General features: G+C 35.9%; 11 protein-coding genes, 1 pseudogene and 1 riboswitch. Of the genes and pseudogenes, 7 read left to right on the plus strand and 5 right to left on the minus strand.

Translation table 11 applies throughout. The annotated features are described in order from the left end of the window. Positions 1-165: 165 nt before the first annotated feature. The 7 genes and pseudogenes from sigK (NST40_RS06840) to sigK (NST40_RS06870) all read left to right on the plus strand — a co-directional run. The gene (sigK, locus tag NST40_RS06840) at positions 166-867 is read left to right on the plus strand and encodes an RNA polymerase sporulation sigma factor SigK (protein WP_036675850.1); all 702 of its coding nucleotides are present in this window, start codon (positions 166-168) and stop codon (positions 865-867) included. 297 nt (positions 868-1,164) lie between these two features. Then, positions 1,165-1,358: riboswitch (cobalamin riboswitch) on the plus strand. A 330-nt stretch (positions 1,359-1,688) separates the two neighbouring features. Continuing rightward, positions 1,689-3,551 (plus strand): Ig-like domain-containing protein, encoded by a 1,863-nt coding sequence (locus NST40_RS06845; RefSeq protein ID WP_076220111.1) that lies wholly within the window; start codon positions 1,689-1,691, stop codon positions 3,549-3,551. Positions 3,552-3,604: 53 nt separating this feature from the next. After that, a complete protein-coding gene (locus tag NST40_RS06850) occupies positions 3,605-9,355 on the plus strand; it encodes an RHS repeat-associated core domain-containing protein (RefSeq protein ID WP_076276601.1) in 5,751 nt (1,916 codons plus the stop codon). Between the two features lie 28 nt (positions 9,356-9,383). After that, positions 9,384-9,770, plus strand: coding sequence for a DUF5071 domain-containing protein (locus NST40_RS06855; RefSeq protein ID WP_076276600.1), 387 nt, complete (start codon positions 9,384-9,386; stop codon positions 9,768-9,770). 425 nt (positions 9,771-10,195) lie between these two features. Further along, positions 10,196-10,387, plus strand: a complete 192-nt coding sequence (locus NST40_RS06860; RefSeq protein ID WP_256718978.1) for an RHS repeat-associated core domain-containing protein — start codon at positions 10,196-10,198, stop codon at positions 10,385-10,387. Continuing rightward, complete coding sequence (locus NST40_RS06865) at positions 10,384-10,881, plus strand: hypothetical protein (protein ID WP_076276599.1); 498 nt, start codon at positions 10,384-10,386, stop codon at positions 10,879-10,881. The genes NST40_RS06860 and NST40_RS06865 overlap by 4 nt, the downstream gene beginning before the upstream one ends. 834 nt (positions 10,882-11,715) lie before the next feature. Continuing rightward, positions 11,716-12,220, plus strand: a pseudogene (gene sigK / locus NST40_RS06870) (RNA polymerase sporulation sigma factor SigK); the annotation flags it as partial. A 367-nt stretch (positions 12,221-12,587) separates the two neighbouring features. Here sigK (NST40_RS06870) and NST40_RS06875 read toward each other — a convergent pair. The 5 genes from NST40_RS06875 to NST40_RS06895 form a co-directional block, all read right to left on the minus strand. Continuing rightward, the gene (locus NST40_RS06875) at positions 12,588-14,153 is read right to left on the minus strand and encodes a histidine kinase N-terminal 7TM domain-containing protein (protein ID WP_076276598.1); all 1,566 of its coding nucleotides are present in this window, start codon (positions 14,151-14,153) and stop codon (positions 12,588-12,590) included. A gap of 409 nt (positions 14,154-14,562) precedes the next feature. Beyond that, positions 14,563-15,552, minus strand: coding sequence for a family 43 glycosylhydrolase (locus tag NST40_RS06880; RefSeq protein WP_076276597.1), 990 nt, complete (start codon positions 15,550-15,552; stop codon positions 14,563-14,565). A 29-nt stretch (positions 15,553-15,581) separates the two neighbouring features. After that, on the minus strand, positions 15,582-16,415 hold the full coding sequence (locus NST40_RS06885; RefSeq protein WP_076125501.1) for a carbohydrate ABC transporter permease: 834 nt from the start codon (positions 16,413-16,415) through the stop codon (positions 15,582-15,584). Positions 16,416-16,431: 16 nt separating this feature from the next. Beyond that, the gene (locus NST40_RS06890; RefSeq protein ID WP_042185833.1) at positions 16,432-17,328 is read right to left on the minus strand and encodes a sugar ABC transporter permease; all 897 of its coding nucleotides are present in this window, start codon (positions 17,326-17,328) and stop codon (positions 16,432-16,434) included. A gap of 85 nt (positions 17,329-17,413) precedes the next feature. Beyond that, positions 17,414-18,751 carry an extracellular solute-binding protein gene (locus tag NST40_RS06895; protein WP_042185834.1) on the minus strand — a complete coding sequence of 446 codons (1,338 nt, stop codon included), beginning with the start codon at positions 18,749-18,751 and terminating at the stop codon, positions 17,414-17,416. Positions 18,752-18,859 lie beyond the last annotated feature (108 nt).

An 18,859-nucleotide genomic window follows, 5' to 3' on the forward strand; every position in this document is an offset into this window, starting at 1 on the left:
AGTAGAGTATGACTGATTTCTCGTATGAAAAATAAATTTCTGTGGTTGTACAATTTCCCCCGTACAGGCACTTCTAGGCGCACGCCCACATACAATAAGGATGACCATGAACCCGTAAGGCAAACAGATCGGTTTCATTGTACAAGTGCGGGAGGTGTCGCCAAGTTGCCTGGATTCTTAAGCACGATTGCGTTGCTGATCAAAGAACTGACGCTGCTGGTATCATACGTAAGGAATAATGCATTTCCACAACCGCTCTCGGAGCAGGAGGAAAGCCGATACTTAGGGATGATGGCTGAGGGAGATGCCAAGGCCCGCAATTTGTTGATTGAGCATAATTTGCGGCTCGTTGCCCATATAGTGAAGAAATTCGATAACACCGGAGAAGACATGGAGGATCTGATCTCCATCGGGACCATCGGCCTGATTAAAGCTATTGAGAGTTATCGTCCAAACAAAGGAACCAAACTAGCCACATTTGCAGCACGTTGTATTGAAAACGAAATTCTGATGCACCTAAGATCCTTGAAGAAGACTCGTAAAGATGTATCTCTGCACGATCCGATTGGGACAGACAAGGAAGGTAATGAAATTACTTTGATCGATATCCTTGGCTCCGAGGCTGATGATGTCATTAAAGAAGTAGATCTGAAGATCGAAAAGAGTAAGATTTATCGTAACCTTGATATTCTGGATGACCGGGAAAAAGAAGTTGTCGTGGGGCGGTTTGGATTGGATACAGGTGGAGAAGAGCGGACACAGCGGGAAATTGCTAAGGAGTTGGGGATCTCGCGGAGTTATGTTTCGAGGATAGAGAAAAGGGCGCTTATGAAGCTTTATCATGAGTTTTATAAGGCTAAGCGGTAGGGTCTTAGAAATAACTAAAGATTCACAATAGATTTTGTTAAAAGCGACTTGCCAACAAGGGGGTTGCTTTTTTTGTTAATTCAAGTAGTTGGGCTAAATGAACATAAAAAAAGCATATTCAGAAATTTAATTGCCCGTCTGCCCATTTATTGCTCAGCTCACACAACACTGATATTTCGCTGCGGACTGATCATAACGCTGTAACAAAATATGAATTATGCAAAATCTCATGTGAAAATAATGTTAAAAAAGTCATTAGAAATATTGATATGAACATTTTTCTTTTCATGGTATATTATTCAAATAAATATTTATGGTGATCACATAGAACTTTCCATGTGACTTAAAAGGGGAATGTTGGTGAAATTCCAACGCGGTCCCGCCACTGTGAACGCACTTAAGAATTACATTGTTAACTTTAAAAACAGTTGATGGTGTAATTCCTAATAAACTGCGAAGTCAGAATACCTGCCATAAATAAATTCAGAGATCCCACGAGGATGGGGGAGGTGTTTTTTGTCATGTCCAAATTTTTTTTTGGTGCTTTACTGTTTATTTTATTAGAGTGATATTGAATCAATTATGTTCATTCTTAATGGATTTCAAAGATTCATAAATACGGAAAATGTTTCGTTGTTAGCTTCAGAGGTGCTGCTGTTGACATGTACTATTAGTGGTTACTGATGTTGTATCACCATCGATAATTCTCCTATATTTATACCGCGGCAAAATAGAATCAGTTGTTAAATAATACTGTACAATTGATTTTATCAGTTGTACATTTTCGTGAGAGCGAATTTATTTGATAGGAGAGAAAAAATATGAAGAAATATAATGCACTTTTGCTTGCCTTATTTCTTTTAATTGCATCTTATAGCCTTATATCTTATGTGAATGCTGATAGTATAAATAAATCAGAAGAGTCATTTGTTGGATTAAAATTGATTCCAGAAGAACAAACAATTGATTTATCAGAAGATTCTCCGTTGAATGTGGAATTTGATCAGGGTATTAGCGAAGGTCAATTCTTTAATTTGATTAATTTAGTGGATATTAATAGTAACAAGTCGATAGATATAACGAAATCGATCGAAGGTCATCAATTAATAATAACCCCGCAAATTGCTTTGGAAAACGCCAAAGAATATATTTTGTATATACCTCCGTACTCCCTTTCAAATATAAATGGAGAAAAATTGAAAGACAATTACATACTTAAATTTAAAGTTGTTAGTGACGAGAGTCATCAACAAGACTCTGTAATAAACTCTACATATCAAAATTTAACGGTAGTTGAATCCACATATGATGATTTTAGTGTGATTAATTCTACTCATGGTAAGCATTTAATGAAATCTATTTTTTTAAGTGAAAGTACTAATGGATTAGTTCCATTTTTAACTCAAAGTGCACAAGTTGGTGGGGAAATATATGCTGGTATAGATAAGAGTGGTTTTATAGGTGCAAATGGAGATTTATGGTTATGGGGAAGTAATGATATGGGACAGTTGGGAGACTTTATAACTCCATCTAGTAATAAACCAATACAGTTAGCTGGCACCGATGTGGTTGCGATGAATAAAGGCATCACTGGTGGTACTTATAGCACATATGCTTTGAAAACTGACGGTACAGTGACGGCTTTTGGATTCAATTATTGGGGGTTTTTGGGTTTGGGTCCTGCTAGAGATCAGACTGATTTTACTGTCTTTCCAACTTCCATTTATGGATTATCAAATGTAAATAATATTAGCAGTAGATTCTATCATACTCTTGCTGTTAAATCGAACGGATCATTATGGGGATGGGGAGATAATCAATATGGGCAAGTAGGAGGGGATAGTTCAGAGTTAATTACAATTCCTGAACAAATCGAAGGAGTAAATGGGATTCCTCTTACGAATATCATAGCTTCAGATGTTGGTGAGACACATTCTATTGCACTTTCTTCAAATGGAAATGTATATGTTTGGGGGGGCAATAATCACGGTCAACTAGGGAATGGAACCCTCGTAGGTAGTAATATTCCACGTTTAATACTAATGAGACCGAATAATGCTCCTCCAATGACAAATATTAAAGCAATTAGTTCAGGAGATAATTTTAACTTGGTATTAAAAGATGATGGGACCGTATGGAGCTGGGGGCAGAATGATAATGGGCAACTCGGTGATGGTTCTACAATAGAACGTCGTTTTCCTGTCCAAGTAAGAGGGGAAAATGGGGTAGGTCTACTAAAAGATATAATCGCTATTAGCGGTGGTGGAAATTATTCTTTAGCATTAAAGTCAGATGGGACTGTTTGGAGTTGGGGAGGAAATAACAAGGGCCAACTTGGAGATGGCACGACTGAAAGAAAACTTGCTCCTACCAAAGTGAAAGCGTCTAATGTATTGAAAATAGATGCAGGGGAATCACATAGTATAGCGCTTACAGAAAATGCGGTTATAACATGGGGAAATAATGAGGTTGGTCAATTAGGTAATGGATCAATGAATTCTTATTCAAGTCTTCCAGTAAACGTTATCAAGTTTGATACTAGTCATAATAATGAATATATTTATGATTCCGATAATCGTTTATCGGCAATTATTATTCATAAAGGGAATATTAATTATCGGCGCGACTATGTATACGATGGTAATGGAAATTTACTTTCTGCGATTACTAAGTTAATACAGTAGCTTGATATAAAAGTTGATAAATTTTGATTGAATATTTAACTGAGGTGATAATAGTGAAAAAAATAATATCCTTAATATTAATAATGCTAATCACAATGTCTAGTTTTAATAATTTACAAACTGTTCAGAATGTATTTGCTGAGTCTGATTATAATGAAGGGTCTCCAGCGGTGGAAGAAACGCCTTTAGCATCTTCAGAAAACATAAATATAAAAAGTGAGGATCTTGAGACTCCAATTGAGGAAGAGTTAATAGGAGATGAATTTGGTTCTGAATCAATATTTGATAAAGTCTTGAGGAGAAATAAAGAGTTCTTAAAGCCTTCTGTACAACCGAGTGATCGGACTAAAGCATTCCTCGATGAATTTTCAAGTGAAATGAAACAAATAACAGCTTATTTTTATCCAGAATTCTCTCAATATCTAACCAACACTGAGAAACTTGAAGCTTCTAATTGGGATGAAAAAGAAGCTGTGAATCTCCTACTTTCTCTAAATGAAACCTCTAGAACAAAATTGTATCAATATGTACCAATGGCTGAGGATTTTTTAGATTATTATAAGAATCCTACCAAATATTTAAATGAACATAAACCGATGCTTACACTTGCGGATGAGAAAATATACAAAAGTGAGGTTCATGAACAACTGTCAAAACAGAGCCAGGCAGCCAATACCTTGAAAAGCAAGAAAAATGCTGCTACTAATACCTTTGCTAGCAGCCCAACTAATCAGAAGTATACTATCACTGAATCTAAAAACGTATATAATTACAAAGTTAATACGGATGATCTTGTTGATTCCGTGTATCGGACAGCAAATAGAAGTGTTGTGGATCTTGAAATTAAAGGGAAATCGGATCTAGATATTGTTTTGAAAAGAACTTACAATTCTTTAAATAGTAAATTATTGAAGCCTAAGTTAGAAATAGGAGTTAGCACTTCAAGTAAATTCTATGAGCAAAATGGCGGCAATGAGGCTGTTCCTCTAGAAAAGGGTGATCGTGTTGCATATATAGCAGCAGGATGGAATTTAAATATTCCTGTTATGGAAAAATCGGAAATAAAGGCGGAAGTTGTAAACACTCATGAAAGTTCATCCTGCTATATCAATACTCCACAACCTTGCTATCAAGATGGGTATTCCTATAAAGAAATGATCACGCCATATGAAAAAACTGTTTTCACATTAGAAAGCGGAGATTCCTATGAATTTCATGATTTAACGATCTTTAATTATCCTTATAAAAATGTAGTTCTTAGTAAGGAGCCATATACTGAAAATGGAGTTTCTAAATACTACTTTATTCTTAAATTAAACAATGAAATAAAATACAAGTTTAATGATCAGGGTAATATTGTCAGTAAAAGCAATGCAACTGGCGACCAGGTTACCTACGTTTTCAATACAGATGCAACTACGAATAATTATAATATTGTTATTACTGATTCGTATCAAAGAATTATTACGATACTTAGGGATTCGAATAATGTAATTTCAGGCCTATTATTGGATGATGGATCTGTAAGAGTAAAAAAAATAATGTATAGTACAACTCAAGAGAAGGCTACTATTACATTTAGGAAATGGACAACAAGTGGATATCAAAATGTGACTGAAGATGTTGTTTATTGGAATTTAAATTCTGTATATGACTATACAACTAATGCTGTAGTGAAAATGGAAGAATATACTTACTATGGGGTAGACTCCACGAAGTTGGCTGATTTTAATTTTAATGTTTATACACCTTTAAATGGATTCTATTCGAATTCGGCAGGTGAATTATTAAATATTAGTTATAATAACTTTTATAATTGCTATGGCTGGTCTGATAATACTTATTTTGAAGCAAATAGTATTCAAAAAAATAATATTCTTACTTCCGGAGAAGTTCCATATTTACTTCTAAAGGACATTCAGTATTATAATGGCCTGACAGCTAGATTTTCATATGCGAATTATGACTCGGCATGGAGAAATTCCACATCATTAATGAACCAAGGTCAAGTAGCAAGATTATACCAAGATAAATATGCATTAGAATACGTATCTTATCATCCAGTTCAGTCATTGGATTATATTTACACTGAGGATTCAAAACCGATTATTATTTCTAATTACTATTCCAATGTACACAATGATCATGGGTGGCAAGTGGATGAATTTTGGAAAAGTAATAAACAAGATATCGCTCGTTTAAGGAATTCATCACGTTTCGGTGATAAACAAACTATACTTAAGAAAGTAACAGCTGCAGATGGAAAAAAAGAAGTATCGTCTTTACATTATTACTTAAATAGTTCAAGATTTTTGATGGATTATAGCATGATAAGCAACGCACCAAATGGAAATGAATTGTATCAATATGGTTATAAGATAAAAGATCAATCAAATAACTATTATAAAGTTTATAATAATGTTTATACTCAATACGAATATGATACGGGTCAAATTCAACCTAAGAAAAAGTCTACATTTGTAGCGAATAATTCAATAGATGATATTAATAGTTTAATGAATCCCGATTCTATAACTTCGATTTCAGAAAAAATTCCATCTCTATATACCTATGACGATTGGGGGAATATTTTAACACAAAGTGATAACTTGGGTAACATGGCGGTTATGCAATACAATGGGCCAAATCATAAACTCAGTAAATCAGTTTATACTGAGCAAGGTGGAGATATTCAGACAACCAAAGAAAATAGTTATTATCCAGATACAGATTTTAATATTAACAATCGAAATCAACTTTGGATTACAGTTGAGACATATAGTTACAAGAATCCTTCTAATGTGATGAAGAGCGATCTGAAGACTACTGAATACACTCAATATGATGCTATCCATAAAGCACCAACTAAAATCAAAACCAATATGAGGGGTGAACAATTTGGTTTGGGAAATAATGATACAGAAATTAATTTTGTTTATACTGACAAAGGAAATGTGAAATATGAGACAACAAAGGTAAAACTGAAAGAAAGAGCAAGTGCTCAAGATTTAACTTTAGGGTATGAATATTATCTTGACGGTAAATTGAAAAAAACTACATATCCTGATGGTAGTAGTTTTATTGATACATTTGATGTTTTGAATAGATTGATTTTAAGACAAGTTAATAATGGAACTGGTATTTTAACAGAAAAGAAATACATTTATAATAACAGTACACGCCAGATTTCAACCATTATGCCAGATGGAGAAATTGATGATGAATTCTATACACCTTTTGGGACACTTACAAAACAACAACGGACTATTAATGGTGTAACACGGACTATTAATACAAATGAAGTACCTGATGGTGTAATGGTTACAAAAACAATGCCTTACGGAGACTCTAATAAAAAAGTAGAATTTGTATATGATACTAATGGACGTGTGGTTAAAGAAACAAATGCAATTGGAGAAACTACAACTTATTTATATTCAAATGTTGTTGAGCGCTCGGATAATGTAGCTATATCTCAGGATACAATTGAAAAGACATTTAGTGATGGAAAAAAAGAAACCTCATATTATGATTTTAATAGTCGCTTAACAAAATTAGTTGAAAAAACACCAAATGGATTGAAGCTAAGAATTAAAAGTTATACTTATACACCTACTGGGAAAATTTCATCTGAAAAAATTGAGGATAAAGATGGAAATACCCATATAACCAAATACCGATATGATGGTGAAGGCAATTTAATCTATATAATGAATGCTAAAGGAGAAGAAACGAGGTATACACATAATAGTTTAGGACAAGTCATTGAAATTTATAGAAACAATATCCTTCAAAAATACAATTCATACAATGAAATAGGTTGGAAACTATCTGAAAAGAACAACAGTAATCAAAAAGAAACATATGAGTATGGAGTAAATGGGAATTTGAATAAGGCTACTGATAGAGTAGGACAAATACACAATTACTCATATACTCATGATAATCAAAAAGAGCGTGAATCAATAACTAAAAATGGAACTGAGGTGTATTGGGAACAGTTTGAATACGATTCTACTACTAGAGGTATTACAAAATCATGGAATAGTGAGAATAATAAAATAACATATCATTATGACCAGTGGAAAAGACTAGATGTACAGTCTGTATCGGGAGTTAGTTATACTTTAGGTTATGATAGCTTTGATAGGATGAATACAATTGCTTATCCTGATGGGAAAAAAGTATCTTACGAATTTGATAATTTGAATAGAATAAATACAGTCTCATATCCTGATATGGGAACAGTAACTAATGTAAATGTTACTTCATCCGATTTTAATTCCATTAGAACCACATTTCCAGGATCACTTGAGCAATTAACTGTAACTGACGCCTTTGGTGAAGTTTTCAGCAATCGTATAAACGATAGCTCAACAACAAATTTCAATGAAACTTATTCATATGATGGGTTTGGAAACATTGATAAAATTGATGGAAATGGTGTTATTGCGGGATATAAATACGATGCTCTTAATCGAATAATGGATGAAAATCCTGTTCCTTCTGCAAACAAAAATTACACATATAATGCAAATGGGGATAGGGCAACTTCAAAGGATTCAGAAGAAATTGATCTCTTAATGGAATCAAAACAATATACGTATAATAGTCTGAATTTATTAAAGGCTTATAGTGATAGTAACGATAGTGCTACTTACACATATTATCCAGATGGATTGAGGGCAACTAAAACAGTTAATGGAGTCTTCACTAGATATGTTTATGTGAATGGGAAAGTTATTGATGAGCTTGATGCTAGTGGGAAATCAAAAGCGAGAAATATTCAAGGAAGTAAATTGTTATTTAGAAAAGATTATGTTAATTCAAGAGCTGGATATTACTTTTATAATGCTCATGGTGATATTGTAAAAATTATTGATGCAGATGGGAGCAAGGCAACCCTTAAAAGTTATTACTATGATATTTGGGGAAATCTAACTAATGAAGATAGTAATCAATTAAGGTTCTTTGACAACCCGTATAAATATTCAGGTGAGTTACTAGATGATGAATCGGGGTTAATCTATCTTAAGGCTAGATATTATGATCCTTCAATAGGAAGGTTTATAACGGAGGATACTTATGATGGGCAGATTACAAACCCACTGAGTCAAAATTTATATACGTATGTCCAAAATAATCCTTTATTATATACAGATCCTAGTGGAAACTATTGTGAATCTGGTAACGGCAGATATGCTCATAGTGGCGGATGTACAAGTACAAGTAGTATCTATATCCCTGATAATATTAAGAATTCAAATCCAGGAAAATCAATAACTCAACTTATGAAAATTTATAATAATGAGAAAGAGGAAGCAATAAAGAAAGCTCAGAATATTCAGGTTTTTCAAGTTCAAAAAAATGAAGTGGCGGCACCATATCCAAATTCAGTTGGAGGTTCTATTTTAAAGGGATTAATTCAAGCGGCAGGGATTACATCAGTAATAGCAATGGATCAAGTTAAAGTAGATGAGATGAACCCATCTGGTGATGATCGCCTTATTTTTAGAAATAATGGCTTAGGTAATAAAAACCTTACGCCACGACCAGGAATAGATGCATTGGGTTTGTCTTTTTTTCTTGCACCGCGGCAACCAAAAGGAGTTCTTACTACAATGGAAGCAGTGAATGCAACTGGGAAATTATATGCCTTTGTTGATAAACCTGCAACTGGTCACGTTGCTATTATTGCAGTTGACCCGTATGAGCATAAGTTATGGATGGCATCAAGAGAAAATTCACCGGATAATCCGTATTATCTAACAAAACTATTACAAAAAATATGTATTAAGTATTAGTAAGTGAATTTTGATTTGGAGGAATATTATGAGCATTAGAAAATTATTACCAAAAGATAAACATGATTTCGATAGTGTGAAAATATTGCAGGAATGTGATAAGGATGCTATTAGAACGATTTTACCTGATTTATTTGAATGGCTTCAAGATTCAAATTGGCCAATTTCAATAGAGATTAGTGATATCCTATTACAATTCAATTCAGAATTAGTTCCATTTATTAGAGATATTTTAAATTCTGAAGATGGTCTGTGGAAGTGTTCTATCTTAAGTCTATTGTTTGATAAATTATCTTTGAGGGATAAATTGGAGTTAGTACCAGATCTTCAGCGGTTATCCACTTATCCAACTCTTGATGATAAAGACGCAGGTATAGATGAAATCACAATGGAAATTTTGGAGAGGTTAATTTGAAATTAAATCATTATATATTAGTTTAAATTATAATATTACACGAGTGAGTAATTATAGAATGTAAGACATTCTACCTCATGTGTAACACTCTGAACTGTACCTCGATTGTTGACTAAACTCACAATTTGAGGTGCAGTTTTTCTATGTTAAAGCAGATTAAATAATAATTAGTCAATTGATATGTAATTTGTGTAGAAAATAATAATGGAGATTCATGAAATCAATCGGTACTATCTTTCGAATAAAAATTTGGAGTAACAATAATGATGATATGCTATCCACTAATTGCATAAGAAAATAAAACGTTTGTAATAAAATAAATTCGATGTCCATGCTAAATATCTAAGTTAACACGTGTTTGCACGCATACCATAATTATCGACGCATATGATAGAAAGACGACTCTTAAGAGTTATGACTATGATATTTGGGGAAATCAAACTAATGAAAATAGCAGTCAATTCAGGCGATTTGACAACCCATACAAATATACAGGAGAGTTACAAGATGCTGAGTCGGGACTAATCTATCTTAAGGTTAGATATTATGATCCTTCAATAGGGCGATTTATAACGGAAGATACGTATGAAGGTCAGATTCAAAACCGCTTAGTTTGAACTTATATACTTATGTTCATAATAATCCATTAATTAATATTGATCCAACTGGAAATTACTGTGAGTCGGGTAATGGTCGATATGCGCATACTGGGGGGTGTACCAATTCTAGCTCTTTATTTGTTCCAGATACCATTAAGAATAATAACCCTGGAAGAAGCATAACACAACTACTTGATATCTATAAAAAAAATCTAGCAGAAGCAGTTGCTAATGCTCCAAAGATTGACCCCCATAATTACGTGGTCAAGGGCGGTGCGGCAGTTGTCCCATATCCTAGTGCACAAGCAGGTAAAGTAAATGAAGCATTGGTGAAAACTATAGGAATAACGGCTGCAGTGTCAGTGGGAGAATCTGTAACTGAAGCTACTTCCTCAAATAAGAAACAGCAGACAATATATCATAGTGGATCAATGACCAATACAAATCATACAGCTCGACCTCAAGATACAAAGGGATTATCCGCGTTTCTTGCACCAGATACACCTAAATGATATTAGAACGTAAGGAATTAAGTCATGGCTATGTTGTTCAAGCCTTAGATTCATTAAAAAACATAATAAAAGGAGAAGGCGGTACAGTTGAACTCGCTTTTTGTTGAGTCATAGAAAAAATTGAAATATACTTGCGGCCACCTTGTGACTAATAATCATAGGGTGTTTTTTCTAGATCATTTCTTGCCCATAACCTCTGCTCACCCACATAATCAAGTATTTGATTATCTGATTTGAAGATTAATAGTCCACAGATAAATTAAAAGCATGCAATATGTAAGAAACTTTTTAATTTATGTCATACGATATTAAGAATTTTTTTGTTTGTTTCTTTATTACCCTCTTATAAATATATTGTTCTGTTTCTTCTACACGTGTTGTAAAATTGATATTTCGTCTCTTTGTCTTTCCTGTGGAGATTCATTAATCCTGTATATTCCTAAAAATGAAAATGGGGCTACCAGAGGTTTATCCTGAGTTCAGTAACTAAAGATCCTTCCGGCATATGCTGTGGATGTAGTGAACAATACGGAATTGGGGAAACATGGGATTTAATCTTACAACCTTTCAGAAGATCCAAGCCGGACAAATGCCTCCGCTACTGCGCCAAAAACCAAACAAGCCTGAAGCGAAACCGCATCAGGCTTGTTCCTATCTAAGAATAAATCCCCTTATCTGGAGATTCCTCACTCCATGGTGCACAATATCCAGGTTGAAGTAGACTGTTAGGCAGTCCCCAGGTAGCGTAACCGCTTTTCCCCGGATGGCGGAAATGTGTTTGTATCAAATCATCATATTGGTACTCTGTTAATGACATCGCATCGTGTCCATAACCTCAAGAAATTCGATAACACCGGAGAAGACATGGAGGATCTGATCTCCATCGGCACCATCGGCCTGATTAAAGCTATTGAGAGTTATCGTCCGAACAAAGGGACAAAGCTAGCCACTTTTGCTGCCCGTTGTATTGAGAACGAAATCCTGATGCACCTAAGATCCTTGAAGAAAACTCGTAAAGACGTATCCCTGCATGATCCAATTGGGACAGACAAAGAAGGTAATGAAATTACACTTATCGATATCCTTGGCTCCGAAGCTGATGATGTCATTAAAGAAGTAGATCTGAAGATCGAAAAGAGTAAGATTTATCGTAACCTCGATATTCTGGATGACCGGGAAAAAGAAGTTGTGGTGGGTAGGTTTGGGCTGGATACAGGCGGGGAAGAGAGGACAGCGGGAGATTGCCAAGGAGTTGGGGATCTCGCGGAGTTATGTTTCGCGGATAGAGAAGAGGGCGCTCATGAAGTTGTATCATGAGTTTTATAAGGCGAAGCGGTAGGACTGATGACAATTACACAGTAATAATCCATTAATAATAAAACTTGAAAAGCGACTTGTCTAAGGATGAGTCGTTTTTTGTGTAGATAGGGTTCGCCCTACTTATGATACGGTTCACCGTAACATCTATAGAGCGAAATACAGGTAATTCTCATACCTATACCGTTTACAATTCCTCTTTCTGTAAATTGCCTAATAGCATCACTAGCATATGATCCTTCAATATCAGAATAACTGACTGTTATATCCTGTTGAAACAGTCACTCATAAGTATATTTCTTCTTGATTGAGAGGCATTTTGCTCTCAATCCACCAAGTTACTAAACTAAGCACGGCTCCGATGTACGCCTCTATTTTAATTTGCTGTACTATTCCACATATTCGTACTTTTCATTAAAAACCCGCACTTGATTTCGACCAGCTCTTTTGGCAGCATAAAGTGCTTCATCAGCTTTATGAAGAAGTTGATGGATTGTTTCCTCCACAGCTCCTGTCGTTACGGATACCCCAAAACTAGAGGTAATCGTTACCAATTTTTCATTTTCAACTAGAGGCTTCTGTTCAATGCAAAATCTAAGGTAATTAGCGAAGTTTTCCCCTTCCGCTAGTGTATAACCAGGTAAAGCGAGTACAAATTCTTCACCACCATATCTAGCAAATAGTATATGTTCTCCCATCTCAGCCTTACATATTTGAGCCACATGTACTAGCATTTGATCTCCGGTTTGATGCCCATAAGTGTCGTTCACTTTTTTGAAAAAATCAATATCAAATAGAATAATCACAAAGGATGATAATTCACCCTTTGCTTTCATTAAGCTTTGCTCACTTTTCTGGAAAAAGGCACGACGATTGTATATTTGTGTAAGATCATCATAATAGGCTTGATGCTCTAACTTTTGTTGTAATGTATGTAGCTCTGTTATATCCGTAAATATAATTAGTAAGCCAGAGTTATTATTAGATTGTTGAAGCATAGAAATACGTAGCTGATATATATAATTACCTTGATGAATCGTAACATTCAATTTATCTGAGATCGTATCTAATTGAACAGGGAATGATTGATCCGTTAGCATATACCAAACTTGATCAAATGGCTGCCCTAACGTTGATCGATCCAATTCACTAAACATACTTTTACAAGCTTGATTATATTCGATTAATTGATAGGTATCATTAAGCACAATGACACCATCGTTCATACTATTAAAGATCGTTTCCTTTGCAATTGGCATTATTGATAACATTCGAGAGGAGGTAATAGACCAAAGGTACAAAACAGAAGAAAACCAAATAACCATGGGTACAGGATCGATACCATCGGGTGTCACTCCTATGAATAATAAAAATGCAGTCATTATTGGAAGCAGTTGACCGCAGATGAGGGCAAATAATTGAGATCGATATACACTAACGGTTTCCTTCCAGCGTGAAAGCAGCAATAAGAGCGCAGCTAACATACAACAGAAAATGTAAATATTATGTACGGCAAACCATGCCCCATACTCAATCTCACTATATGGAGCCCCAAGCACCGAATGGATATCATATATTCTATAGTAAAAATGATGGGATTCATTAGTTACATTGATGAGAAAAGTAATACAAGGGATTGTAAGTAGTGCGATTATTCTTTTTCTCGTTATTTTATAACCCAAATATTGCATGACAAACATTAATCCTAACGGAGGGAAAAATGGCATCCCTGCATACTGTACAATATTCCAAAATCTAAGCTGTTCTAACGAAGTCGATGTTAAGCTAAAGGCATAACCAAAGCAATAAATCATTGAAGTTAATGTATTCCACATGAACAAATTAGCGATATTTGTATAATAATGTCTCCTCCAATAAGTAAAGACAAGTATAGACAAATTCAGAACAGCCGAAGTACAAACTAATGTTATATATGCTGCTAGCTTCGAATCCAATAGGTATACCCACTTTCATACAATACATATATTTACGTTAACACGATTAATATAAGATGTTGATTTGTTCCTTGAACCATTTACAGGATTCCGTCCACATCACTATTATGTCTGTACTACCCACATCGTATTGATTATTGCTTCATGAAATAGATTGTTTTTAACTTAGCATGACACTCATGACAGTAGCAACACATTTAGCCAATCAGTAATGCTATGATTACTATTTCGTCTATACCGATCACCAAATAGTTAGTACAACATTACGTAATTCATCACTTCTATTGCATTGCAAACAAGTACCCATCGATTGGATGGGTACTTGTTTTTATTTCTAATTATAAAGGCTTCCCCATGTACGACATAAGTCAACTAAATCCATTTAGAATTTTGTGAAGCGCTTGCAGATCTATTCGTATTGTACAGAACGTGCAAGTGCCGCAACAGAGCCGCGAAAATCAGGTCTGCCGTCATCCGTCCACAACAGCTCCGCTACAAATGTATGGCGATTCGGATCGTATAGCGGATCTCCTGCAATATGCTTATACGTTCTTGCGTGGAACACAAACAGCGTCTTCTCGCCAGTCTCTGACACCGTGAAACTATTATGACCAGGACCATACATCGAGATGCTCTCATCAGTCGTGAGAACCGGTACTTTCGACTTGCGCCATGAGGCAGCATCGAGCAAATCCGAGTCCGCATCGGCTTCAAGCAAGCCCATGCAATAATTGAAATCAGTAGCGCTAGCAGAGTAAGTGAGGAATACCCGATTATCTTTGCGAACAAATGCCGCGCCTTCGTTCACTTTATACCCGATGATCTCCCAGTCATATTCGGGCATCGTAATCATCGTTTGCGCCCCAATCAACGTCCACGGATTGCTCATTTTAGATATGTAGAGATTAGAGTTGCCTTCGATTTCCGGATCCTTTTGTGCCCATACGTAATAGAGGCTACCATTGTGCTCAAAGGTAGTGGCATCGAGGGAGAAGCTTTCCCAAGCGGTACGAACCTGTCCTCTTTCCGTCCAGCTGCCTTCGAGCGGATTTGCATTTTCATTCTCCAGTACATACATCCGATGGTCGAACAAGCCTTCTGTAGTTTCCGACGTATGCGCGGCAGCGAAATATACGTACCATTTTCCATCAATAAAATGCAGCTCTGGCGCCCAAATATTGGCACTAAGAATGCCAGTCTCTCTCTTTCTCCAGATCACTACAGGAGCTGATGTAATAAGCCCTACAAGGTCCTGTGCCCTACGGATTTCAATCCGATTATACTCTGGAACCGAGGCCACGAAATAATAATAACCATCTGAATGTCGGCATATAAAAGGATCAGCTCGTTGCTCGATCAATGGTTTAATGACGCGTAACTCCTCTTGTTGGACTCCCATCTTATCACCTATTTCATAAGTAATAGATACTAACCTTTAACAGCACCCGCAGTCATACCATCAATGAAATATTTCTGGAAAGCGATAAACAATATGAAGATTGGAATGATGGAGAAGAAGGAGCCCACGATCAGAAGGTCATAGTTATTCCCATAAGGAGTTAACAATGTTTTTAAACCGATTGGCAGTGTATATTTATTTTGATCTCCCAACACCATGAATGGCCACAATAGATTATTCCAGCTATTCATACCATTCAGAATGGCCATTGCCGCAAAGGAAGGCTTCATAATCGGCATAATCACTCTGAAATATATCGCATATTCGTTTGCTCCATCAACTCGCCCAGATTGAATAATTTCTTTTGGTATGCTTCTGAGATATTGCCTAAAGAAGAATATCGTCCCGGCATTAGCTATACCCGGCAGAATGATTGCCGAATAGCTATTCACCATTTGCAAATCATTTATTAAGCTGTACAAAGGAACCAGCAATATTTCAAATGGCACCATCATAATGAGCAACACACATATAAAGAGGAAGTTCTTACCTTTGAAATCATACGCTGCAAAACCATATGCAACAAAAGCGCTTACAAACAGTGTTAAAGCAACCTGAATGATTGTTAACGTCATACTGTTCCAAAACCATACAAAATAATCATGTTGTCCAGTGAATAAATAGATAAAATTATCAAAACTCATTATTTCAAAATTCAAACTTAAGTTAAGACCATATCTTATTAAAGCTTCACCTGGTTTAAAGGAAGAGAGGGCCACTGCATAGAATGGAACCATAATTATAACGAATAGTATAATAAAGGTACTAATTATGACTATTCTAGCAATTACGTTGTTCTTCATCTGACTAGTGCCCATTTTAATCCTCCTCCTTTTTGAACATTCCACTAAATTTCAACTGCGTTAAATTGATAATCATAGCAATGACTAATAGAACGATACCAACTGCTGCAGCGTAACCGAGCTTATTCTTCTCAATTCCTTGTCTATACAAATATCCGACTATAGTTAGGCCAATATTTTTCGGTGAATTGTTACCGTTAAACATCATTAAGCTCTCGGTAAACATTGCCAAACCTGCATAAACACTAATTGTCGTAACATATATCGTGGTCGGCTTCAATAATGGCATTGTAATCGATCTGAACTTCTGCCAAGCAGATGCCCCGTCAATTGAAGCAGCCTCATAATAATCATTGTCAATGTTTTTCAAACCAGATAGATAGTACAGCATATTAACACCTGTCCATCGCCAACATGCAAGAATTAATAGTGCAGCCATACTCCATTCTGCATCTTTCAAGAATTTAGTAGGCTCTACACCAAATAGACCTAGAAAACTGTTCATTAATGAACCATCCATTTCGCCGAATGTTAGGCGAAAAATAGTACCCGCCACTGCGACAGATGTCAATGCAGGAAGAAAGAACGAAGATTTAAAAAACTCCCTCCCCAGCATTAACTTACTGTTTATCATAACTGCAAATAACATTGGGAAAGGGATTAACAGCACTAAGGTTCCTAGCATGTATACAACGCTATTTTTAATAGCCGTCAAAAACACTTTATCTGTGAATAACTTCGAATAATTCGCTTCACCAACCCATTTTGGATCCTGTCCCAACATCCTATCTTGAAAACTCATTACGAATGAATTTACAAGTGGATAAGACCAGAATATCAAGAATATGATTATGAATGGCAACACAAATACATAAGGTGCAACCTTTTGAGAGTATACAAATTTCTTTATCATAATCCCACTCTCCCTTGACTATGACTAAACCTGTCGAGCACCATTCTTGCCGACAGGCTTAATCATAACCATTTACTTATTATTTTTATTTCAATTCTTGTTCAATTGCTGCCTGTGCTTCATCGAGAGCTTCCTTCACGTCTTGGCCATCTTCAAAGATCGCATTCAGAGTAACCGTATTGAGCACATTGCCGATCGTCGGTGAAGCTTTTACGGATTTGATAGCTCTAATTTCGTCTTTGATTTCATTCAAAGTATCAAATGCATTTGTTTTAAAATACTGGACGTATTCGTTATCAGGGTTTTTCGTTACAGCCTCATCTTTCCATACTTCCATATTGATTGGGTCAAATCCAAGTGTATTCCAGATTTCAGTAGTAGCTTCTTTCGAAAGCTTAGCAAAAGCTACAAACTCTTTTGCCAACTGAACGTCTTTACCAGTCTTAGTAACAACTGTGCCAGTACCGCCTAAGCCAACGGAACGAGGATTACCTTCTTCGAATACAGGCAATGGAGCAATTGCATACTTACCTTTAAGGTCCTTCATTTCGTTTACAAAGCGGGACATGTACCACTCAGGCATCAATGCGCTTGCGTAGTTGCCTTTGTTGTATTCGCCTTTTGCTTCTTCTGTGTCGGGTTGTCCGCCTGGGATCGTATGAATAACATTATTCTTCTGCAGGTCAACTAACATTTCAAATGCTTTAATCATCTCAGGGGAGTTAACTTTTGGATTGCCATTTTCATCTGTAAAATCAGCGTTTTGCTGAGCAAGTAACAGCGAGGCTTGCCACGTAGCGGATGTATCAGCAGTACCTAAGTACTTACCAGTCTTTTCATAAACCTTGATACCTGCTTGATTGTAATCTTCCCAAGTTTTGATCATCTTGTAGTCAACACCTGCTTGTTCGAGAATTTCCGTGTTGTAGAAAGCAAGCGTAGCACCTACGTGATAATCAAAGCCATAAACCTGGTCAGCTTTGGAGTAAATATCGACACGTGAGGGAACGACAACGTCTTTGTATGGTGCAAATACATCATTCAAAGATTCCAGTGGAACGTTGTCCCCTTCCAAGAATTTAGGGAACTGACCAAGCTCGATATCCGCAATATCAGGAGCACCTTTTCCACTTGTAACTGCCAATAAGAGCTTGTTGTGCATATCATCATAAGGCATAACCGTTACATTCAACTTAATCTGTTTGTCTGGATTCTGTTGGTTCCATAACCCCAGCATTTTATCCAAATGCTTGCCATGCAAATCTACGAATGTCCAAAATGACATTTCTGTTGCATTCTCACCGGCATCAGCGCCTAACTGCTGTGTTTCCGTTGATGAACTGGAAGACTTACTACATGCCGACAAAACTAGTGACATCATAAGGATTGTAACGATGGAGATTAATGTAATGCGTTTTTTCATTTGTTCGTCATCCTCTCTTTTTTTGTTACTCATTTGAGATGCTGGGTGACTGGTCACTTCTGTTAATTTAAGCGGTTTCAATACGTCTCGTTACCAACCTTCTTAACA

The organism is Paenibacillus sp. FSL R10-2778 (assembly GCF_038593035.1).
Taxonomy (GTDB): domain Bacteria; phylum Bacillota; class Bacilli; order Paenibacillales; family Paenibacillaceae; genus Paenibacillus_AQ; species Paenibacillus_AQ odorifer.